This window comes from Monashia sp. HAY1-11D, from assembly GCF_056868035.1.
The window spans coordinates 2,393,180-2,414,482 of the sequence record NZ_CP200320.1; the positions used below are offsets into that span (position 1 = coordinate 2,393,180).

The following is a 21,303-nucleotide window of genomic DNA, read 5'->3' on the forward strand; positions in this document are numbered from 1 at the left end:
TGCGCCCGGAACCGCGGAGAAGCTCCTCCGGCGGGCAGAGCGCCCCCGCGACGGTGGACTTCAAGAGCTTCAAGGGCAAGACCCTCACGTACGTGTACTTCACGGACGGGCCTGACGAGAAGGCGACGAGGGACGCGATCGCGAAGTTCGAGCAGGAGACCGGGGCGAAGGTCAACCTGCAGATCGTCCCGTTCGCCGACATCAACACCTCGCTGCAGGCGCGGTTGTCGGGCGGCAACGCCCCCGAGGTCGCGCGAGTCGCCGACTGGCACCCCTACGTGGACGATGCCGTCGACTTCAAGCAGTACTTCGGCAGCGACTACGCGTCGGAGTTCTCCACCGGCGCCGCCGGCACCGCCCAGGACGCCGCAGGTCACATGTACGCCGTGCCGAGCGACGCCACGGTCAACGGGCCCTTCATCAATGTGGACGCCTTCAAGAAGGCCGGCGTCGCCGTACCGGCCAAGTGGACCTGGGACGAGCTCGCGCAGCTCGGCCAAGAAGGTGGCCGCGGCGAACCAGATGCCCTACGCCGTCGCCATCGACAAGTCCGGCAACCGCCTCAGCACGGTGCTGAGCCAGTACGGCACCGTCATGATCGGCAAGGGCGGCACGAACGCCCTGGACAAGGCGAAGGCCACCAAGGCGCTGACGTTCTTCACCGACCTGGTCAAGAGCAACGCCTCGCCGAAGGACTTCTGGCTGGGTTCGGGGAGCAAGTACTCGGGTGCCAACGAGATCTTCCTGGCCAAGCAGGTCCCGGTCTACCTCTCCGGCCCGTGGCAGGTCGGCGCCTTCGCCGCGAGTGCGAAGTTCAGCTGGGCCGCCGTGCCCAACCCGTGCGAGGAGCGCTGCGGCGGCTTCCCCGGAGGCAAGTTCATGGTGGCGTTCAAGAACAGCAAGGAGCCGGTCCTCGCGGCGGCCTTCGTCCAGTGGATGAACCGGGCCGAGAACCAAGCCGAGATCGACAAGACGGCCTTCTGGCTGCCCACCCGGAAGGACCTCACCGACAAGGGTGTCGACTACCCCACCCACGACGCCGACATGAAGGTGTTCCTCTCGCAGATCAGCCAGACGCCCGAGGACACCTGGCCGGCGGGCTTCGACCCGGCGTTCTCGAACGCGGGCAAGGCGCTGGTCGCCGAGACGGACAAGGTGGTCGCCGGTCAGCAGGATGTGGCCACCGCGGTCACCAACCTGTCCGCTGAGATCGACAAGGCCATCCAGGGCGCGAAATGACGACCACCGCTTTCGCTCCTGCCCGGGAACGGCCGCCACGAGGGCGACTCAACACCCGCAGGCTCGCGCCCTACCTGTTCCTGCTGCCCAACATGCTGATCTTCGCGGTCTTCACGATCTGGCCGGCGGCGAACGGCTTCAACCTCAGCTTCTACAACAGCAGCAACGGCCGGACCTTCAAACCGGTCGGGACGGGGAACTACCGGGCGATCCTCAGCGACGAGGAGTTCTGGGCGGTGGTTCGTCACACCGTGGTCTTCACCGTCGGCTTCGTCCTCGTCTCCACCGTCCTGGCGATGGCCCTCGCGCTGATGATCAACGCCCAGCGTCGGGGGCGCGGCGCCATCAGCGCGGCCTACTTCCTGCCGATCGTCATCTCGCCCGTGGTCGTGGGCATCGTCTGGAGGGCGGCCTTCGACCGGGAACGCGGCATGGTGAACCAGGCGCTGTCGGCCGTCGGGCTCGGCCAGCCCGGCTGGCTCGTCGAGCCGGGTCTGGCGATGGTCGCGATCGTCATCGTGGGGACGTGGATCCACCTCGGCTTCTACGCGATGATCCTCATGTCGGGTCTCCAGTCGATCGACGGCTCGCTCTACGAGGCGGCCCGGATCGACGGCACGACCCCATGGCAGGCGATCCGCCTCATCACCCTGCCGCTGCTGCGGCCGACGTTGATGGTCGTCATCATCCTGGCGACGATCGCCGGCTTCCAGTCCTTCGACTTCATCTTCACGCTCACCGGTGGCGGCCCCGTGAGCGCCACGACCCTGATGGTCCAGTACATCTACGAGAACGGGTTCAGCTACCCGATCGAGTACGGTCTCGCGAGCGCGGCCGCGGTGATCCTCTTCGTCGTGGTGTTCGCGGTGACGTTCGCGAACTACGTCCTCGGGCGAAGGAGCGATGCGATATGACGAGCACCCTCACCGCCGCCGACACCGCGGCGCGCGCTCCCGAGCGGAGGCCGTCGGCGTGGACATCGACGTCGGGCCGGCCGCCGTCGACGAGCACTGTCGTGCGGACGACGCTGCTCGTCGCCGGCGCGATGGTCGTCGTCGCCCCACTGGTGTGGGCTGCCCTCTCCTCGTTCAAGAGCGCCGAGGAGCTGGCGCAGACGCCACCGACGCTGTGGCCGCAGAACCCTACGGTCGACAACTACACGAGCGGCCTGCAGGCGTTCGACTTCAGCCGCTACCTGACGAACAGCCTGATCGTCACCGTGGCGGCCACCGTTCTCACCCTCGCGATCAACTCGATGGCGGCCTACGCCCTGGCCAAGTACAACTTCCGGGGCCGCACGGTGTTCTTCCTCATCACGCTGGCCACGATCATGATCCCGCTCCAGGTGATCCTCCTGCCGGTGTACCAGGTCGTCTCCTCGCTCGGGCTCACCAACTCCCTGCTCGGGCTCATCATCCCGCCGGCCGCGACGCCCACTGGCGTGTTTCTGCTCCGGCAGTACATGCTGACCCTCCCCGACGAGATGATCGAGGCGGCACGTGTCGACGGCGCGGGAGAGTGGGCCATCTTCTGGCGGATCATCTTGCCGCTCAGTCGTCCCGCGCTCGCGGTCGTCGCGATCTTCTCGGTGATCTGGCGCTGGAACGACTTCCTGTGGCCGCTCATCGTCGCGCAGGACGAGTCGAAGCAGACCATCCCGGTGGCCATCGCCCGGTTCGCCAGCCAGCAGGCCATCCCGTTCAACCAGATCCTCGCCGTCTCGGTCGTCACCATCGTGCCGATCGTGGTCATCTTCCTGCTGCTGCAGCGGCAGATCATCGCCGGACTCTCCCAAGGTGCCATCAAGTGATCCCCACCGACCCACCGGCCACGTCGCCGGGACGGACCGTGCACACCCTCGACGAGCGGGGCCTCATCCGGGACTGGCTCGTGAGCCCCGCCTGGAGCGCGCCGTGCGACGACCTCGGGCAGCTCCTCGACGCGCAGGGGAGCCCGTGGGGCCCCGACGGCAGGTGGGTGCTGACGAACGGTCCCGACGTCGCGCCGCTCAAGCGACGGTTGCACGCGCTCCACCCGCTACTGGCCGACCAGCCGCTGCCGACCGTGGTCGAAGGCGGTGCGCTCACGTGGACCCGTTCGCACGCCGACGCCGCGTCGACGGGACGGTGGCAGCGCGTCCACACGGGCGCCGACGGCTTCGTCGACTGGAGCCGGTTCTGCTTCACGCCCGAGTACCGGCACTCCGTCTGCGCCACGACGCTCGAGGTCGACCAGGCCGAGTACCGCGACCTCGAGATCGCGAGCACGGGTCCGGTGGTGGCGTTCGTCGACGGCTCGCCGGTGCTGCGCACGGACGAGTTCAGCTACATGGAGCCGATCTCCCACCGCGTGCGGGTCCGTCTCGAGTCCGGGACGACCACCCTGCACGTCGCCACCTGGCAGGTGGCCTTCCGGGAGTGCCGGCACATCGTGTCGGTCCGCGTCGACGGGCTCCCGGTGCGCGTGGTCATCCCGTCGCCCGGCGCGGACGAGCACGCCTCGCGGAGCGCCGAGCAGCTGCTCGAGTCCCTCGCGGTGGGGCCGTGGGCCAGCAGGGACGGGACGACGCGCATCAGTGGTCCCCGTGGTGCCAGGCTGCGCGCCTCGGTGTCCGGGGGGCCCGACAGGACGCTCGTGCTCGACGGGGGGAGCGCGGTCCTCCACCTCGCCCAGCCCCACGGGGCCGACTCGGAGGGCGCGGCGTCGATGCTCAGCACCGGTGAGACCGAGCTGACGCTGCGGGTCGACCGCGACGACGTCCCCGTGTGCCGCACGGCCCGCGTCGCCTCCCTGGCGGAAGTCCCCCGGGTGGACGCCCCCGACGAGACGCCGGACGCCTGGCGCGAGCGGCTGTTGCGCCACAGCGCGGCGGCCGTGCCGGGGTCGGCCCGCGCCCTCGCCCGGCACGCGCTCGACGCGGACCGTCCTGTCGACTCGGCCGACCTCGAGACACCGCTGCGCATGATCGGGGCCCGGTACGACTGTGCCGACTTCGAGGCGGTCGGCCTGGTGCACCTGTGGCACCGGCTGCCCGAGGAGTCGTGGCGCGACGGCGACCGCGACAGGGTTCGCCGTGCGCTGACCGGCTTCAAGTACTGGATCGACCAGCCGGGTCTCGACGCCATGTGCTACTTCACCGAGAACCACCAGTTCGTCTGGCACACCGCCGAGCTCCTCGTCGGCGAGATGTTCGCCGACGAGACGTTCACCAACTCCGGCTGGACCGGACGCGAGCACGCCGAGCATGCCGCTCCTCTGGCCGAGGAGTGGATGCGTCGCAAGCTCGCCGGCGGGTTCAGCGAGTTCGACTCGAACGCCTACCTCGCCATCGACTGCTTCGCGCTCGTCTCGCTCGTCGAGCTCGCGAGGTCGCAGGAGCTGAGGCTCCTTGCCGAGGCGCTGCTCGACAAGGTCCTGCTGACCCTGGCCACGAACTCGTGGCAGGGCGTGCACGCAGCCGCGCACGGTCGCTCGTACACGCACACCCTTCGATCGGCCCGCTTCGAGGAGACCGCGCCGATCATGGTGCTGCTGTGGGGAGTCGGCGCCCTCAACGACGCCGTCCTCCCGGCGACGGTCCTCGCCACGGCTCGCCACTACACGATGCCGCCGGTGATCCGGTCCGTCGCCCGCGCCGAGCCCGACGGGTGGGACGGCCGGCAGGTCTACCGCGGCGAGTACCGCCTGCACCATGACCTGCTCGCCCGCCCGTACGGGTCGGACCTCCGGGTGTGGCGCACGCCCGACGCCATGCTCTCGAGCGTGCAGGACTACCGCGCCGGGCTCCCGGGCCTGCAGGAGCACATCTGGGGCGCGACGCTCGGGTCGGAGGTCCAGGTGTTCGCGACGCATCCTGCGGCATCGACGATCGGGTCGTCGGCCCGGCCGAGCGCCTGGGCCGGGCAGCGGGTCCTGCCGCGTGCCCACCAGCACCGGGACACCGTTCTCGTGCTGCACCGCATCCCCGACGACGACAGGTTCGGCACCACCCACCTGTGGTTCCCCGCTGACCTCTTCGACGAGTGGCAGCAGCAGGGACCCTGGCTCGTGGGACGGGTCGGTGACGGCTACGTCGCGGTCGCCACGGCCGGGGGCTTCACCCCCCAGACCACGGGCGACGAGGCGTGGCAGTGCTGGTGGCCGGTGGGTGACGGGACCGCCTACGTCGCGACAGTGGGTCGTCGAGCGGTCGACGGCAGCTTCGCGGACTTCGTTGCCGCGCTGCGTGACCCGGTCTTCGACAGCAGCCGCAGGAACCCTACGGTGACGTGGACGTCCCGTGACGGCCGGACCCTCCAGCTCGGGTGGGACACCGCGTTCGTCGTCGACGGACGCGACACCTCCCTCGGGGTCGACGGGACCCCGCAGGATCCTCCGCACCTGGACAACCCCGCCTGCCGGCAGGTTCTCGGCGCGGACCGGCTCGAGGTCGAGTGGGAGGGCGAACGGCTCGTCATCGACTACGACCGAGGCCGTCGGACCCACCCCGAGAGTGGCGTCGAGGCGTCCCTGCTCGACACCCGGGGGGCCGGTCATGGCCGGGCATGACCTCACCTCGAGCCGCCTCGCCGCTGCGCCGCGGCCTCCGCTGGCGGGACCCCGCCTCGACGCCGCGGCGCTGGTCCGGCTCGGCGAGCAGATCGAGGAGCGCACCTGGCGCGACGGGCTGCCCGACTTCTTCTGGGGCGAGGGCGTGTGCCTGCTCGGCCTCATCCGTTTCGCCGACGCCGCGGGACGACCGTTCCCACCCCGGGTGCGGGCCTGGCTCGACGAGCGGGCCGTCGGCGAGGTCGTCCTGGACCACGTCAACCACCTCGCTCCGGGGACGGCGGCAGTGCTCGACGGGCGGCCGTCGAGCGCCGCGCTCGCGGACCGCCTGCTCGGGTGGCTGCGGGCCTCTCCCGCGGTGACCCGGGCCGCCAACGGTGCCATCGAGCACTGGCCCGACGGCGTCTGGGCCGACACGGTGTTCATGGGCGGCGTGTTCCTCGGGCACCTCGGCGTCGCGCGGAGCGAGCCGGCGCTGGTGTCGGAGCTGGGGCGGCAGTGGCTCGCCCACGCCGAGATCCTCCAGGACGAGCAGACCGGGTTGTTCGTCCACGGCTCCCACCTGGGTCGTCCCGTGCGGTGCTTCTGGGGCCGGGCCAACGCCTGGATGGCGCTGTCGGCGGTCGAGTACCTCGAGATCGCGGACCGTGAACCCCACCTCGCCGATGCCGGGACGGTCGCCGCCGTGCGCGGCCGGCTCGGTCGGCAGCTGGACGCATTGACGGCGTGCCAGCCCGAGCACGGCGTGTGGAGCGTGCTCGTCGACGACCAGGCGGAGAACGCCGGGATCCTCGAGACGTCCGCGGCGGCGGGGCTCGGTGCCGCCATGCTGCGTGCGGTCGCGGTCGTGCCGGGGCTGTCCGAGGCGGTCGGGGCGGCGGGCTGGCGCGCCGTGGCTGGGTCCCTGGCCTACGTCGACGACGGTGCGCTGACGCGTGTCAGTGCCGGCACGGTGCTGCAGCTCGTCCCGTTCGGCTACAGCGTCATCCGCGACGACCGGCCGCAGCTGTGGGGACAGGGCCTCGCCCTCCACGCCGTGGCCGCAGCACTGCAGGCCCGGCGAGCGGCGCCCGGTGGCCGTCCGGCGACGGAGGCCCCGTGATGGGCGCCGTCCTGTGCGTCGGCGAGGCGCTGATCTCCCTCGTCGCCCCGGCGGGGGCCTCGCTCGAGTCGGCTGACGAGCTCGTCGTCTCCGCCGGGGGCGCGGAGCTCAACGTCGCCGTCCATCTCGCCCGGCTCGGCGTCCCCACGCGTTTCGCCGGGAGGGTCGGCTCCGACGCCTTCGGGCGCAGGCTGAGGCGGACCCTGGAGGACGCAGGGGTCGACGCCACGTACCTGGAGGAGGATCCCGACCGCGTCACCGGCGTGTACGTCAAGGACCTCACGGGGACGGTCACGACCATGCGGTACTACCGGAGCGCGTCCGCGGCCACGACCTACCGGCGCGTGCCCGCGCCGGCCCTCCACGGCATGGAGCACGTGCACCTGTCCGGCATCACCCCCGCGCTGTCGGCGGACTGCCTGGCGCTCGTGCAGGACCTCCTCGGGACGCACCGGGTGCACACGTCGTTCGACGTCAACTACCGCCCGGCGCTGTGGGATCCCGTGACCGCGGGCGACGTCCTCATGGCTCTCGCCCAGGAGGCGGACACCGTGTTCGTGGGGCTCGACGAGGCCGCCGAGATCTGGGGATGCGCGAACGCCGGCGAGGTGCGCCGGGTGCTGCCCGCACCTGCAGAGCTCGTCGTCAAGGACGGCCCCCACGAGGCGGTCGCCTTCGTGGGGTCGCAGGTCGTCTCGGTCCCGGCCCCCCGGGTCGAGGTGGTCGAGCCGGTCGGCGCCGGAGACGCCTTCGCGGCCGGCTACCTGGCCGCCCGCAGCCTGGACCGGGAGCCGGAGGCCGCGCTGCGATGGGGCCACGGCCTGGCCGGCGCGGTGCTGCAGCAGCTCGGTGACCACGGCATCCACGTCGGGCGCGAGCAGCTGGCGGCCATGGCGGAGGAAGGAGCGACGACCCATGGAACGCGATGAGCAGGAAGCGGTGCACGTCGAGGAGCGCTTCGCCGAGAAGGTGGCTCACGCGCGGGTCATCCCGGTGCTGCGCACGTCGACCGCTGCCGAGGCGGTCGACGCCGCCGCACGGTGCGTCGACGCGGGGCTCACCATGGTCGAGCTGACGGCCACCACCGCGGGCTGGCCGACGGCACTGGGCGAGGTGCGGGCGGCCCATCCGCAGCTGATGGTGGGCCTCGGCACGGTGCTGCGAGCCGACCAGGCACGGACCGCCGTCGAGTCGGGCGCCGACTTCCTCGTCTCTCCCTGCCCGGCCCCGGCCGTGCGTGCGGAGCTCGCCGGACGTGTCCCCTTCATGGAGGGCGGCATGACGGTGGGGGAGGTCCTGGCCTCGGCCGGCCACGGCGGCGTGGCCAAGCTCTTCCCGGCTCACGTCGGCGGCATCGGCTTCCTGCGCTCCCTGCTGGCGATCTGCCCCGGGGCACGCGTGGTGCCCACCGGCGGCATCCCCCTCGCCGACGTGCCGACGTGGCTGGCCGCAGGAGCGACGGCCGTCGGCGTCGGCAGGGACCTGTTCGAGACCCGCGACCCGGTCGACACGCTGCGGCGGATCCTCGCGTAGGCGTCACGCTCGTTGCCGGCCCGAGCCGCCGCAGTGCACCGCAGTGCCCCAGGCGCTCCGTGGCACGCGTCGGCCCGGCGGGGTCAGCGGCTGGGGTCGATCATCGTCATGCCGGCGACGGTCGCCTGGTCGAACCCGGGGAGCATGGCGGCGGCCTCCTCCAGCCCGACGGTCCGTTCGACCAGACGCTGCGGTTGGAGCAGACCGCGTTCGACGAGCTCGATCATGCCCGGGTAGTCGGCGGCGGCCATGCCGTGGCTGCCGAGCAGGTCGAGCTCCCAGCCGATGACCCGCGCCATCGGGACGCGCGGGTGCCCGTCGACAGGGGGCAGCAGGCCCACCTGGACGTGGCGGCCCCGGCGCCGCAGGCTGAGGACGGCGTCGGCGCAGGTCTGCTCGCTGCCGACCGCGTCCACCGCGACGTGGCTGCCGCCCCCGGTGAGCTCGGCGACGGCAGCCGGGACGTCCGTGCCGTCGGCGAGCAGCGTCGCCTCGGCGCCGAGCGCCGAGGCGACGGCGAGGGCTTCCGGGTTGCGGTCGACCGCGACCACGCGTGCGCCGAGCGCCCGCGCGATCATCACCGTGCTGAGCCCGACGCCGCCCGAACCGACCACCGTGACCCACTCGCCCTCCGCGAGCCGCGCGCGGCCGGAGAGCGCCCGGTAGGCCGTGGCGAAACGGCAACCGAGGCTCGCAGCGGCCGCGAAGCCGACGCTCCGGGGGATACCCACGAGGTTGGTGTCGGCCGCGTGGAGCGCGACGTACTCGGCGAACGAGCCCCAGTGCGTGAAGCCGGGCTGCTCCTGGAAAGGGCACACCTGGGCCTGCCCCGAACGGCACCACTCGCACCTGCCGCAGCCGCACACGAACGGGACGGTCACCCGGTCGCCGACCGCCCAGCGCTCGACGCCGCGGCCGACCTCGGTGACGACGCCGGCGAGCTCGTGACCCGGCACGTGCGGGAAGGCGATGTCGTCGTGCCCGGCCCAGGCGTGCCAGTCGCTGCGGCACAGGCCGGTCGCCACGACCCTGACGACGACGCCGGCCGCCGGCGCGGTCGGCTCGGGGACCTCCCGGACCTCGGGCCGGGCTCGGACAGCATCGAGGACCATCGCGCGCACCGGGTCATCATGGCAGCCACCCGCGCCCGGCGGTCTGCCGTCCCGTGGTGGCGTTCGGTGGCGTTCAGGGCTGCCGGGTCGAAGGCGTCAGTCGCCGGTGGCCGCCGCCCGGTACGGCTCGGCAGCGCTGCCGCGGACCTCGAGGTGCGGCGGGAGGCCGCCTGGCCACCTGCCTGGCCGGCCAGCTGCCGCAGGGCGAGCTCGACGGCTCGGCGACCCACCTCGGCGGCCGGGATGGACACCGCGTCGAGCGGCACCGACTGCGTCTCGGCGATGTCGTCGGGGCACAGGGCGACGATCGACATGTGCTCCGGGACGTCCCGGCCGCGCGCCCTGAGCGTCGTGATCAGAGCCGGCAGCGACGCCTCGTTGTGCACGACGAGGCCGGTGACCGCGGGCTCGTCACGCAACAGCGCGTCGACCTGGGCCTCCACTTCGTGGTGTCCCACGCTGAGGGCGTGCACGGAGGCGCGCACCCCCGCCTCCGCAGCAGCGGCCTCGAAGCCGGCCCGGAAGCGCAACGCGTAGCTCGTTCCCCGTTCGTAGACCGCGGGGGTCGCTCCCAGGAGGGCGATGTCGCGGTGGCCGAGCCCCACGAGCCGCTCGACGCACGACCGGGCCGCCGCGGCGAAGTCGAGGTCGACGCAGGTGAAGTCGCCGGGCGTCTCGGGCACCCCGATGAGGACGACGGGGAAACCGGCGTCGTGCAGGGTCGCGAGCCGTGGCTCGTGGGCCTCGACGTCCATGACGATGAGCGCGTCCGCCATCGAGCCCTGCACGATCCGGTCCAGCGACTCGGGGCCCTCGTCCTTGATGACGAGCAGCACGTCGTAGTCGCGGACCCGGCACTCCAGGGCGATGGCCGCGACGAACTGCATGATCACCGGCACGTTGATGTCGGTCCGCAGTGGTGCAGCGACCGCGACGATGTTCGTGCTCGCGCTCGCCAGGGCCCGGGCGCCGGCATTGGGCCGGTAGCCGAGTCGCGCGATACCGGCCTCGACGCGGGCGCGCGTCTCGGCAGAGATGGCGCGCTTGCCGCTGAGCACGTAGGAGACGGTGCTCGGCGCCACCCCGGCCTCGCGGGCGACGTCGGCGATGGTGGGCATGCGATCACCATAGGCGAGGGTCCGGCCGTTCAACGCCACCTCCGACTCATCCGTCCGCGGCCCGGTGGCCGTGTCTCGCGACAATTTGTTTTTTCCTCAAACTATTGACTGAGCGGGCTCGCGACTGGCACAGTCGAAGCGCTTCGACACTGTACCTGACCAAGGAGCGACAATGAGGTTTCCCCTTCACCGCGCAGCTCTGGCCGCCGTGGCCGCAGCGGCCCTCGCCCTCGGCGCCTGCAGCGGCGGCGAGTCGCCGGGAGCGGGTGCCGACAACACGGCGGCCACGACCCTGCGCCTGTGGCACTACGAGAGCGCGAACGGCGCCATGGGTGTGGCCTGGGACAAGGCCATCGAGATCTTCAAGAAGGAGCACCCCGGTGTGAAGGTCGAGTTCGAGCGCAAGGCGTTCGAGCAGATCCAGCAGAACGCCGGCATGATCCTCAACTCCGAAGCCGGTCCCGACATCATGGAGTACAACAAGGGCAACGCCACCGCCGGCCTGCTCGCCTCCCAGGGTCTGCTCACCGACCTGACTGCCGAGGCGCAGAAGCGCGGGTGGGACAAGAAGCTGAGCCCGAGCCTGCAGACCACGGCCAAGTACGACGAGAAGGGCGTCATGGGCGGCAACGCCTGGTACGGCGTGCCGAACTACGGCGAGTACGTCATGGTCTACTACAACAAGGACCTCTTCACGAAGAACGGCGTCAAGCTGCCGACGACCTTCGCCGAGCTCGAGTCCGCGCTGGCAGCCTTCAAGGCCAAGGGGATCGCCGGCCTAGGCATGGCCGGCGCCGAGTACCCCGCGGGCCAGCTCTACTACCAGCTCGCCCTCTCGAAGGCCGACCGGAGCTTCGTCGACGACTACCAGCTGTACAAGGGACCCGTCGACTTCCACGCCGACCCGCTGAAGTACGGCGCCGACACCTTCGACGCCTGGGTCAAGAAGGGCTACATCGCCAGGAACACGGCCAGCGCCAAGGCCGAGGACATGGGCACGGCCTTCATCGCCGGCAAGACGCCGATGATCGTCTCGGGCTCCTGGTGGTTCGGCCGGTTCGCCGACGAGATCAAGGGGTTCGACTGGGGCACGATGCTCTTCCCGGGCAACAAGCTCGACGCCGGCTCCTCGGGCAACCTCTGGGTCGTGCCGGAGAACTCCAAGGCGAAGTCCCTCGCCTACGACTTCATCGACATCACGCTCCGCCCCGAGGTCCAGGACCTGCTCGGCCAGAAGGGTGGCCTGCCGGTGGCGGGGGACCCGTCGAAGATCACCGACGAGCGCACCCGCAAGATGACGGAGGACTTCGCGACCCTGCTCGACCAGGACGGTCTCGCCTTCTACCCCGACTGGCCGGTCCCGGGCTACTACGACGTGCTCGTGGCCAAGCTCCAGGGGCTCATCAACCAGTCCGCGCAGCCGAGCGAGGTCCTCGACGAGCTCGCCAAGCCGTACGCCGACGGCATCAAGGAGATCCAGGCCAAGTAGCCGGGAACCCGCCACGCGGGGTGGGGCGGCCCGCCGCCCCACCCCGAACGGAGGAATCATGTCGAGCGCCACGCTCAGCCACGCCGACGACGCGTCGGTCCCGACCGACCGGCTCCCGAGGAGACGACGCCGGGAGGCGTCCTACTGGACGTACTTCGTCCCGGGAGCGGTCCTGTTCACCGCCGTCATCGGGATCCCCTTCTTCTACAACATCTACCTGTCGCTGACCCGCTGGTCCGGCGTGGGCAAACCACGCTTCGCCGGGTTCCACCAGTACGCACGGCTTTTCGCCGACGACGTGTTCTGGACGTCGTTCCGCAACTCGCTGGCGATGATCGTCGCGATGGTCGTGCTGCCGACGGTCATCGGCCTCGTGCTGGCGGCCGTGCTGTTCGACTACCTCGGCCGACGTTTCGGAGCCGGCGTCGTGTCGGTCCTGCGCGCGACCTTCTACCTGCCCCAGATCCTGCCCGTCGTCGTGGCCGGCATCGTGTGGGGCTGGGTGCTGCGACCGGACGGCGCCGTCAACGGCCTCCTCGAGGCGGTCGGGCTCGGCTCGCTGGCCCAGGACTGGCTCGGTGAGCCTGCATCGGCCCTGCCGGCCGTCATGCTCGTGCTCGTCTGGGTGCAGATCGGCTACCCCGTCGTCATCTTCATGGCGGCGCTCGGCCGGGTCGACCCCGAGCTCTACGAGGCGGCCGAGCTGGACGGCGCCGGGTGGTGGGACCGGCTCCGGGCCATCACCATCCCGCAGATCCGCCCCGAGACCTACGTCGTCACGCTGACCTGCACGATCGCCGCACTCAAGGTCTTCGCGCCGATCTTCGCCCTGACCCGCGGGGGACCGGAGAACAGCACCACGGTGCCCTCCTACTTCGCCTACACCACGTTCTTCAAGAAGCTCGACGTCGGCTACGGGGCCGCCATCGCCACGGTGCTCACCCTCATCATCGTGGCCGTCGCGGCAGTCTTCATGGCCCTGCAGGCCCGCGCCGAGCGAAGGGATGGGCGATGAGCGCCATCGTGACCGACACGACCACCAGCCCCAGGGCCCCCGGGACCGCCGGCCCCGCAGCCGGCGGGCTCCCGGCAGCGGCCCCGCCGACCACCAGCCGGCTGCGCCGAGGCCCGGGCCGCTGGCTCGTCCTCGCCCTCGTCACCGTGTGCGCGCTCGCCGTCATCGCGCCGTTCCTGCTCATGCTGCTCAACGCGTTCAAGTCGCCGTCGGACTACAGCACCAACGGTCCGCTGAGCCTGCCGACCGAGATCTACACGAAGGGCCTGACGACGTACTGGGAGCAGGTGGACTACCCGCAGAAGCTGCTCAACTCGGTCGTCATCTCCGGCACCGTCGCGGTGGCGGCGACGGTCGTGTCGCTCCTCAACGCGTTCGCGCTCGGCATCGGCCGGGTGAGGGGACGGCTGTGGATCGTCGGGCTCTTCCTGCTCGCCAACATGCTGCCGCAGGAGGCCCTGGTCTACCCGCTCTACTTCTTCGCCAAGCAGGTCGGCCTCTACAACACCCAGCTGTCGGTGATCATCATCTTCACCGTCATCCAGAGCGCCTTCGGCACCTACCTGCTCGCCTCGGTCCTCGGCACCTTCCCGCGGTCGGTGCTCGAGGCCGCGGCCCTCGACGGCGCGAGCCGGTGGCAGACCCTCTGGCGCGTCGTCTTCCCCATCACGCGCCCGACGCTCACGGTGCTCGTCATCTTCTTCTTCATCTGGACGTGGAACGAGTTCTTCATCCCCCTGGTCATGCTCATCTCCAACTCGACCCAGACCGTTCCCGTCGCGCTGGCGACGCTGCAGGGCGACCGCATCATGGACGCCCCCACGACGAACGCCGGCGCTCTCATCTCCCTCATCCCTTGCGTCATCTTCTTCCTCGTCTTCCAGCGCACCCTGACGCGCGGCGTCATGGCGGGCGCCGAGAAGTGAGCCCGCACGCGAGCCGAGAAGCGGCGCACCCCGTCCGACGAAAGCGAGCACGGACCTCCCATGAAGTTCACTGACGGCTACTGGCAGTCCCGACAGGGCGTCACGCTGCTGCGGCCGGCGGAGGTCCGCGACCTCGTCGTCGGACCCGACGGCCGGACGCTCACGGCGTACGCCCCCACGGCGCGGATCCACGCCCGCGGCGACACGCTCAACCGGCCCTTGCTCACGGTCGAGTTCAGCTCACCCATGCCCGACGTCATCCGGGTCCGGCTGGCGCGGCACCTGGGGGCGGGCCCGCTGCACCCGCAGTTCGCGGTCGACGGCGTCGACGAGGCGCCGGTGTCCGTGACCGTCGACGACGAGGGCGGGACCCTGACGGCGGGTGGCCTCAGCGTGCACGTCGCGAAGGGACCCGGGTACGCGGTGAGCTTCCTCGCCGACGGACGCCGCCTCACCGGGTCGATGCCACGTGGCACGGGCGTCGCCCTCTTCGAGGACGACGACGTCTTCGCGGTCGACCAGCTGGCCCTCGGCGTCGGCGACCTCGTCTACGGGCTGGGCGAGCGCTTCGGTCCGCTCGTCAAGAACGGGCAGACCGTCGACATCTGGAACGCCGACGGCGGCACGAGCAGCGAGCAGGCCTACAAGAACGTGCCGTTCTACCTCACGAACGCGGGCTACGGAGTCTTCGTGCGGCATCCCGAGGAGGTGTCGTTCGAGGTCGGGTCCGAGGCGGTGTCAGCGACCCAGTTCTCCGTCGCCGGCGAGCAGCTCGAGTACTACGTCATCCACGGGCCCTCGCCCAAGGAGATCCTCGCGAGGTACACCGCGCTCACCGGCCGCGCGCCCCAGGTGCCGGCCTGGTCGTACGGCCTCTGGCTGTCGACGTCGTTCACGACGAGCTACGACGAGGCCACGGTCATGTCCTTCGTCGACGGCATGGCCGAGCGGGGGCTGCCCCTCTCGGTGTTCCACTTCGACTGCTTCTGGATGCGCGAGTTCCACTGGTGCGACTTCGTCTGGGACCCCGCCACGTTCCCCGACCCCGCCGGGATGCTGCGACGGCTCAAGGCCAAGGGCCTGCGGGTGTGCCTCTGGATCAACCCGTACATCGCTCAGCGGTCGCACCTGTTCGACGAGGGTATGGAGAAGGGCTACCTCGTGCGCCGACCCGACGGCAGCGTGTGGCAGTGGGACAAGTGGCAGGCCGGGATGGGCCTCGTCGACCTGACCAACCCGGCCGCCGTGGACTGGTTCACCGGTGAACTGCACAAGCTGCTCGACCTGGGCGTCGACGCGTTCAAGACGGACTTCGGCGAGCGGATCCCGACCGACGTCGTCTGGCACGACGGCTCGGACCCGGAGCGGATGCACAACTACTACACGCACGTGTACAACCGGGTCGTCTTCGACCTGCTCCGGCGCACCAAGGGTGAGGGAGAGGCGGTGCTCTTCGCGCGCTCCGCGACGGCGGGTGGTCAGCAGTTCCCCGTCCACTGGGGCGGCGACTGCGACTCGACCTTCCCGTCGATGGCCGAGTCGCTGCGGGGTGGGCTGTCGCTGGCCTACTCGGGGTTCGGCTACTGGTCCCACGACATCGGCGGCTTCGAGGGCACCCCCGACCCTGCGGTCTTCAAGCGGTGGCTCGCCTTCGGGCTGCTCTCGAGCCACAGCCGCCTGCACGGGTCGGACTCCTACCGGGTGCCCTGGGCCTTCGACGAGGAGGCCGTCGAGGTGACGCGTCGGTTCACCCGGCTCAAGCTCGCCCTCATGCCCTACCTCGCGAGGGTTGCCCGCGAGGTGACGAGCGAGGGGGTGGGCATCATGCGCCCGCTGCTCCTCGAGTTCCCGGACGACCCGGCCGTGGCACACCTCGACCGCCAGTACACCCTCGGCGACTCGCTGCTCGTCGCCCCGGTCCTCACGCACGAGGGGGTCGTCGACTACTACGTGCCCGCGGGGCGCTGGACGGGCCTGCTCGACGGACGCACCGTCGTCGGTCCCGCCTGGGTGCGCGAGCAGCACGGGTTCGACTCGGTGCCCCTGCTCGTCCGCCCCGACACGGTGCTCCCGCTCGGCGCCTGCACCGACACGCCGGAGTATGCGTGGGCTGACGGCGTCACGCTGGCCCTCGTCGAGCTCGCGGACGGCCTGCGGGAGGTGACCGTCCCCGGCCGTGCCGGCGAGGCCGACACCGTCTTCGCCGTGGAGCGCAGGGGTGAGGCGGTCACGGTGCGGCGTCTCTCCGGCCCGGAGCTTCCCGGGTGGCTTCCGGGTCCTGGCCGTCGGCGCGGGCGGCTCGTCCGCCGTGCTCGCGGGCCGGGTGGTCCCGGCGCCGGACGACCGGCCGTATGCCGTCGACGGCGTCCTGGCCGAGGCCGCGGGCGACGTCGTCGAGCTGAGGCTCGACGTCGAGGTGGTGTCATGACGCTGGTGGGCCACCCCCGCTCCGCGGCGACCGTTCTCGCCCGGCGGTTCCCGCCCGGGTTCCGGTGGGGTGCCGCGACGGCGGCCTACCAGATCGAAGGAGGCGTGCACGAGGACGGGCGCGGTGCCTCGATCTGGGACACCTTCAGCCACACGCCGGGGCGCACCCTGGGCGGTGACACCGGCGACGTGGCCGACGACCACTTCCACCGCTGGCGCGACGACGTCGAGCTCGATGGCGGCCCTCGGCCTGGGCACCTACCGCTTCTCGGTCGCGTGGCCGCGGATCCAGCCGACGGGACGCGGCCCCGCGAACGAGAAGGGGCTCGACTTCTACTCCCGGCTCGTGGATGCCCTGCTGGACAAGGGGATCCAACCGATCCCGACGCTCTACCACTGGGACCTGCCGCAGACCCTCGAGGATGCCGGCGGGTGGCCGGAGCGCGACACCGCCTACCGCTTCGCCGAGTACGCCGGCCTCGTCGCCGAACGCCTGGGCGACCGGGTCCCGCTCTGGCTGACGCTCAACGAGCCGTGGTGCTCGGCCTACCTCGGCTATGCCGCCGGTGTGCACGCACCCGGGCGCACCGAACCGGCGGCGGCGCTCGGCGCCGTGCACCACCTCAACCTCGCCCACGGGCTGGGCGGGCGGGCGGTGCGGGCCGTCGCGGGCGACGACGTCGGAGTCGGCGTCGCCGTCAACCTCCACGTGCCGCGTCCTGTCGACCCGTCCAGCCCTGGCGACCTCGAGGCGGTGCGCAAGGTCGACGCCCTGGCGAACCGGGCGTTCCTCGGGCCGATGCTCGAGGGCCGTTACCCGGAGGACCTCGTCCGCGACGTCGCCGGCGTCAGCGACCTGGGGTTCGTCCACGACGGCGACCTCAAGCAGATCGCCCTGCCGCTCAGCGTCCTGGGCGTCAACTACTACGCGAGCTGCCTGGTGCGCGAGCACATCGGCACCGGCCCGAAGGAGACGGCCGACGGCCACGGCGACGGCGCGAGCCCGTGGGTGGGGGCCGACGACGTCGAGTTCCCGGCCACGGCACCGCCGCACACCGCCATGGGGTGGAACGTCGACCCGGCGGGTCTGACCGAGCTGCTCACCGACCTGGCGGCGCGCTACCCCGGCCTGCCCCTGCTCGTCACCGAGAACGGGGCCGCGTTCCCTGACCGCGTGGACGCGGACGGCCGCGTCCGCGACGCCGACCGCACCGACTACGTCCGCCGCCACCTCGAGGCCGTCGCCGACGCGATCGAGGCCGGCGCCGACGTGCGCGGCTACCTCCTGTGGTCGCTGCTCGACAACTTCGAGTGGGCCTACGGCTTCGAGCGGCGCTTCGGCATCGTCCACGTCGACTACGACACCCAGGTCCGGACCGTCAAGGACTCGGGCCGGTGGTACGCCGGTCTGCTCGCCCGCCACGAGGCCACCTGGTGCGGGGGAACCGCCGGCGACTGACCGGCCCCACCGACCCGCACGACGAACGGCCCCGCCCACCTGCTCGTGGGCGGGGCCGTTCGTGTCGGTCCGACAGGGGACTACGGGACTACCGGAGGGTGAAGGAGGAGATCCGCACCCCCTTGTCGAGGACGAGGTAGAGGTCCTCCGTGCCCGCCGACGCGGTGACCGACCCCGTGACCGACGCGGTGACCGGGCGGTACGTGTAGACGCTGCCGGTCGGCACCACGGTGGCCCGTCCGACCACCGGACCGGTGGGGGACCCGACACGCAGCTCGACGGTGGCGTCGGCCGGCCCGTCGAGCGCCGCCTGGGCGGTGAACGTCAGGGGCCCCGAACCGAGACGGGCGTCGCGGTAGACCGCCCAGCCCCCGGCCTCGGGGGCCGTGATCGACGTACCCGCCGCCTTGGACTCATCGACGAGGGTGATGCCCGAGTAGTCGTCGAAGTTCATCGCCCTCGTCGCGACGCCCAGGTCACGAGCAGGCACGACCTCTCCGCGGACGTCGATCGACGTCCGTGCGCGGATGTCCGCCGACGACCGGCCGACGAGAAGGTCGTGCACCGAGCGCTCGACGACCCACCGGCCGCGCGTCACGTCCCACACCACGAGGTCGGCGGCCCTGACCTTGATGGCCACCTGCCGGGACTCGCCGGGAGCGAGCGTGACCTTGGCGAAGCCGAGCAGTCGCCGTTGCGGCTGCGGGGTCCGCGAGGTGCGCTGGTGGTCGTAGAGCTGGACGACGTCCGCACCGGCGCGGGTGCCGGTGTTGCGGACCGTGACCCGGACGGTGACCGTGCCGTCCGGCGCCACCGATGCGGGCGTGGCGGTGGCCCGGCCGTACGCGAAGTCGGTGTAGCTGAGGCCGTGCCCGAACGGGTAGAGCGGTGTGCCCTCGTAGTACTGGTACGTGCGCCTGCTCTTGATGATGTCGTAGTCGTGGATGCTCGGCAGCGTCGTGCCCTCGCGGTACCACGTCTGCGTCAGGTGGCCCGACGGGTTGACGTCGCCGAAGAGGACGTCGGCGAGCGCGTTGCCGGTCTCCTGGCCGGCGTGCGTCGTCCAGACGATCGCGGGAACGGTCTGCTGCGCCCAGTCGATCGTCTCCGGGTAGGAGGTCTCCAGCACGAGCACGGTGTGGGGGTTGGCGGCGAGCACCGCCTCGACGAGACGCCGCTGCGCTGCCGGGAAGCTCCATGCTCGTGCGGTCTCGGTTCTCGCGGCCGTTGATGAACGGCATGCTCCCGACGACGAGGACGGCGGCGTCGCTGCGTGCTGCGGCGGCCGCTGCCTGCGCCGTGCCGCTGCTCAGGGTCTCGCGCGTGAACCGGCTGGCCTCCGACGCGGACCTGGCGTCGACGCGCAGGACGCCGTCGGGCCCGACCCGGACGTAGGTGCCGCCGCCGTACCAGCTCTCCCGCGTCTCGTAGCCCGCGTAGCGCAGGACGACCGACCCGTCGGGCTGGTTCTCGATGGCGAACTGCTGCTGGACGAACCACCCGTTCGGCTGCTTGTCCTTGGTGACGAGGGCCGACCCGGTGTTGCCCACGACGTTGCCCGTCGAGACGTTGCGCAGCGTGACGACGTCCTCGCCCCAGTCGAAGACGTCGAACTGGGCGGCCGGACCTGCGGTGTCGCCTGCTGCGGCCACCGTGTCGGAGCCGGTTGTGCCGCGAGAGGTCACGTACTTGCCGGTCGCATTGTCGCGCAGGGCGATCCGGTCGACACCCTCGACGGTGCTCACCGAGCCGGAGCTGCCGAGCCGCTTGGTGATGCCAGCAGCCGGCGTGACCGTGTAAGGGGCGTTGCCGCCGTACCAGTCGCTGTAGACGGTGTCGGCGAGCTGGCCGATCACGGCGACCTTCTGGTCCCGCGCTGCGTCGAGGGGGAGTGCGTTCCTCGAGTTCTTGAGCAGGACCATCGCCTCGGCCGCTGTCGTACGAGCCAGCCGCTGGTGCTCGGGGGCGTTGACCTCCGAGGCCCCGAGAGCCCCGTACGGCCCGCCGTCCGGGTCGAACTCGCCGAGCCGGAACCGCAGGGTGAGGGCGTGCGACGCTGCGGCGTCGACGTCCGCCTCGGTCATGAACCCCTTGGCGAGCGCCTCCTTGACCGCGGTGGTCATCGCGGTCGGGTCGGCGTTGTCCGCCACGTAGCCGTCGATGCCGGCCCTGAACATCGCCGCGTCGGCCTCGGGCTGGGTGTCGAAGTAGTGCTGGGAGCCGACGAGGTTGCCGGGGGCGAAGGCGTCACTGACGTTGTAGAGCGGCGTCTTCGAGACGGACCGCAGCTGGCCGATGAGGGAGTCGACCGTGGAGGGACGCCCGTTGACGAGGTTGTACGAGGCCATCATCCCGGTGGCCGCCCCGGCCGCGAGCGGCGACGTGAACGCCTTGAGCTCGTACTCGTTGAGGACGCGCGGTGGCAGGTTCGAGGACGACGTGTCGCGCTGCGCCTCGTTGTTGTAGCCGATGAGGTGCTTGAGCGTCGGCGCGGCCTTGAGGTAGGTCGTGTCACGGCCCTGGATCCCGGAGCCGTAGGCCGTCGCGACGGCGCCGGTGAGCAGCGCGTCCTCGGAGTAGCCCTCCTCGTTGCGGCCCCATCGCGGGTCGCGCAGGAGGTTGACGACCGGCGCCCACAGGTTGAGACCCCACACCTCGGGGTCCTTCGCGTGCAGGCCGCGCGCCTCGTCACCGACGGCGGAGCCGACCTGCTCGACGAGCCCGCGGTCCCACGTGCTGGCCAGGCCGAGCGCCTGGGGGAACTGGGTGGCGGTCGCGGTCACGACGTTGCCGTTGTCGCGGTGGTCGTTCGACCATGCGACACCGTGGAGGGCCTCGGTGCCCGCCTTGAAGATGCCGATCCCGAGCCGCGGGACGGGCTGCTGGTACTGGTGGAGCAGCCCGATCCGCTCGTCGAGCGTGAGTCGGGACATGAGGTCCGCGACCCGCTGCTCGATGGGGAGCCTGGGGTCGCGGAAGGGAAGGTCCGCTGCGGTGACGACCGCACCGGTGGCGGCGCGCGGAGCGACGAGCGCTCCGGTGGCCGCGACGACGACGGCCGCCGCGAGGGCGGCCGTCCTTCGGGTCTGCCTACGTCTCACAGATCGTGGGGGGTGGACCACGCTGTCCTCCTGATAGGTGTCGAAGCGCTTCGAGTCGAAGCGCTTCGACTCTGTCAGTGCCACCTGGGGCGGTCAAGGGGCCGACCACGTACGTGGACGGAATACGTGCCCGTCTACGTATCTCCCCCGATTCGCCGAGGTCGGCCGACCGCGACCGTGGAAGACGTGATGCAGAACCCGACCAGACGCAGCGCCTGTCCTCGGCGCACCGTC

At 71.3% G+C, this 21,303-nt stretch carries 13 protein-coding genes and 6 pseudogenes; 14 read left to right on the top strand and 5 right to left on the bottom strand.

Annotated features, from left to right (window positions below):
* Positions 1 to 92: 92 nt before the first annotated feature.
* From AC1VM9_RS11045 to AC1VM9_RS11080, 8 genes and pseudogenes are all read left to right on the top strand, one after another.
* Positions 93 to 491 (top strand): annotated as a pseudogene (locus AC1VM9_RS11045) (extracellular solute-binding protein); the annotation flags it as partial.
* 13 nt (positions 492 to 504) lie between these two features.
* The gene (locus AC1VM9_RS11050; RefSeq protein WP_483122663.1) at positions 505 to 1,239 is read left to right on the top strand and encodes an extracellular solute-binding protein; all 735 of its coding nucleotides are present in this window, start codon (positions 505 to 507) and stop codon (positions 1,237 to 1,239) included.
* Positions 1,236 to 2,153, top strand: coding sequence for a carbohydrate ABC transporter permease (locus AC1VM9_RS11055; RefSeq protein ID WP_483122665.1), 918 nt, complete (start codon positions 1,236 to 1,238; stop codon positions 2,151 to 2,153). Before AC1VM9_RS11050 ends, AC1VM9_RS11055 begins: the two co-directional genes overlap by 4 nt.
* Positions 2,150 to 3,049 carry a carbohydrate ABC transporter permease gene (locus AC1VM9_RS11060; protein ID WP_481342964.1) on the top strand — a complete coding sequence of 300 codons (900 nt, stop codon included), beginning with the start codon at positions 2,150 to 2,152 and terminating at the stop codon, positions 3,047 to 3,049. The genes AC1VM9_RS11055 and AC1VM9_RS11060 overlap by 4 nt, the downstream gene beginning before the upstream one ends.
* A complete protein-coding gene (locus AC1VM9_RS11065; RefSeq protein ID WP_483122666.1) occupies positions 3,046 to 5,787 on the top strand; it encodes a hypothetical protein in 2,742 nt (913 codons plus the stop codon). Before AC1VM9_RS11060 ends, AC1VM9_RS11065 begins: the two co-directional genes overlap by 4 nt.
* Positions 5,774 to 6,889, top strand: a complete 1,116-nt coding sequence (locus AC1VM9_RS11070; RefSeq protein ID WP_483122667.1) for a glycoside hydrolase family 88 protein — start codon at positions 5,774 to 5,776, stop codon at positions 6,887 to 6,889. Before AC1VM9_RS11065 ends, AC1VM9_RS11070 begins: the two co-directional genes overlap by 14 nt.
* Entirely contained in the window at positions 6,889 to 7,818 is a 930-nt protein-coding gene (locus AC1VM9_RS11075) for a sugar kinase (protein ID WP_483124000.1), read from the top strand. The genes AC1VM9_RS11070 and AC1VM9_RS11075 overlap by 1 nt, the downstream gene beginning before the upstream one ends.
* Positions 7,805 to 8,422, top strand: coding sequence for a bifunctional 4-hydroxy-2-oxoglutarate aldolase/2-dehydro-3-deoxy-phosphogluconate aldolase (locus AC1VM9_RS11080; RefSeq protein WP_483122668.1), 618 nt, complete (start codon positions 7,805 to 7,807; stop codon positions 8,420 to 8,422). The genes AC1VM9_RS11075 and AC1VM9_RS11080 overlap by 14 nt, the downstream gene beginning before the upstream one ends.
* An 83-nt stretch (positions 8,423 to 8,505) precedes the next feature.
* On the opposite strand, the gene AC1VM9_RS11085 is transcribed toward AC1VM9_RS11080, so the two are convergent.
* Positions 8,506 to 9,543: an alcohol dehydrogenase catalytic domain-containing protein gene (locus AC1VM9_RS11085; RefSeq protein ID WP_483122670.1), complete on the bottom strand. Its 1,038-nt coding sequence runs from the start codon at positions 9,541 to 9,543 to the stop codon at positions 8,506 to 8,508.
* A 179-nt stretch (positions 9,544 to 9,722) separates the two neighbouring features.
* Positions 9,723 to 10,652, bottom strand: a pseudogene (locus AC1VM9_RS11090) (LacI family DNA-binding transcriptional regulator); the annotation flags it as partial.
* A gap of 172 nt (positions 10,653 to 10,824) precedes the next feature.
* On the opposite strand from AC1VM9_RS11090, the gene AC1VM9_RS11095 reads away from it, so the two are divergent.
* The 6 genes and pseudogenes from AC1VM9_RS11095 (at position 10,825) to AC1VM9_RS11120 (ending at position 17,968) form a co-directional block, all read left to right on the top strand.
* On the top strand, positions 10,825 to 12,141 hold the full coding sequence (locus AC1VM9_RS11095) for an ABC transporter substrate-binding protein (RefSeq protein WP_483122671.1): 1,317 nt from the start codon (positions 10,825 to 10,827) through the stop codon (positions 12,139 to 12,141).
* Positions 12,142 to 12,199: 58 nt separating this feature from the next.
* Positions 12,200 to 13,156 (top strand): carbohydrate ABC transporter permease, encoded by a 957-nt coding sequence (locus AC1VM9_RS11100; RefSeq protein WP_483122672.1) that lies wholly within the window; start codon positions 12,200 to 12,202, stop codon positions 13,154 to 13,156.
* Complete coding sequence (locus AC1VM9_RS11105) at positions 13,153 to 14,082, top strand: carbohydrate ABC transporter permease (protein ID WP_483122673.1); 930 nt, start codon at positions 13,153 to 13,155, stop codon at positions 14,080 to 14,082. The genes AC1VM9_RS11100 and AC1VM9_RS11105 overlap by 4 nt, the downstream gene beginning before the upstream one ends.
* Positions 14,083 to 14,142: 60 nt before the next feature.
* Positions 14,143 to 16,263 (top strand): annotated as a pseudogene (gene yicI / locus AC1VM9_RS11110) (alpha-xylosidase); the annotation flags it as partial.
* A 37-nt stretch (positions 16,264 to 16,300) separates the two neighbouring features.
* A complete protein-coding gene (locus AC1VM9_RS11115; protein ID WP_483124061.1) occupies positions 16,301 to 16,510 on the top strand; it encodes a hypothetical protein in 210 nt (69 codons plus the stop codon).
* Positions 16,507 to 17,968 (top strand): annotated as a pseudogene (locus AC1VM9_RS11120) (GH1 family beta-glucosidase). The gene AC1VM9_RS11115 and the pseudogene AC1VM9_RS11120 overlap by 4 nt, the downstream one beginning before the upstream one ends.
* 88 nt (positions 17,969 to 18,056) lie before the next feature.
* Here AC1VM9_RS11120 and AC1VM9_RS11125 read toward each other — a convergent pair.
* The 3 genes and pseudogenes from AC1VM9_RS11125 to AC1VM9_RS11135 form a co-directional block, all read right to left on the bottom strand.
* A complete protein-coding gene (locus AC1VM9_RS11125) occupies positions 18,057 to 18,458 on the bottom strand; it encodes a carbohydrate-binding protein (protein ID WP_483124001.1) in 402 nt (133 codons plus the stop codon).
* A 105-nt stretch (positions 18,459 to 18,563) separates the two neighbouring features.
* Positions 18,564 to 19,127, bottom strand: a pseudogene (locus AC1VM9_RS11130) (glycoside hydrolase family 3 C-terminal domain-containing protein); the annotation flags it as partial.
* A gap of 82 nt (positions 19,128 to 19,209) precedes the next feature.
* A pseudogene (locus AC1VM9_RS11135) lies at positions 19,210 to 20,901 on the bottom strand (glycoside hydrolase family 3 N-terminal domain-containing protein); the annotation flags it as partial.
* Positions 20,902 to 21,303: the final 402 nt, after the last annotated feature.

What these genes read in the sequence shown, in the direction of transcription:
- AC1VM9_RS11055 (WP_483122665.1), top strand. Translation starts at nt 1,236, where the DNA reads ATGACGACCACCGCTTTCGCTCCTGCCCGGGAACGGCCGCCACGAGGG.
- AC1VM9_RS11060 (WP_481342964.1), top strand. Translation starts at nt 2,150, where the DNA reads ATGACGAGCACCCTCACCGCCGCCGACACCGCGGCGCGCGCTCCCGAG.
- AC1VM9_RS11070 (WP_483122667.1), top strand. Translation starts at nt 5,774, where the DNA reads ATGGCCGGGCATGACCTCACCTCGAGCCGCCTCGCCGCTGCGCCGCGG.
- AC1VM9_RS11075 (WP_483124000.1), top strand. Translation starts at nt 6,889, where the DNA reads ATGGGCGCCGTCCTGTGCGTCGGCGAGGCGCTGATCTCCCTCGTCGCC.
- AC1VM9_RS11080 (WP_483122668.1), top strand. Translation starts at nt 7,805, where the DNA reads ATGGAACGCGATGAGCAGGAAGCGGTGCACGTCGAGGAGCGCTTCGCC.
- AC1VM9_RS11095 (WP_483122671.1), top strand. Translation starts at nt 10,825, where the DNA reads ATGAGGTTTCCCCTTCACCGCGCAGCTCTGGCCGCCGTGGCCGCAGCG.
- AC1VM9_RS11100 (WP_483122672.1), top strand. Translation starts at nt 12,200, where the DNA reads ATGTCGAGCGCCACGCTCAGCCACGCCGACGACGCGTCGGTCCCGACC.
- AC1VM9_RS11105 (WP_483122673.1), top strand. Translation starts at nt 13,153, where the DNA reads ATGAGCGCCATCGTGACCGACACGACCACCAGCCCCAGGGCCCCCGGG.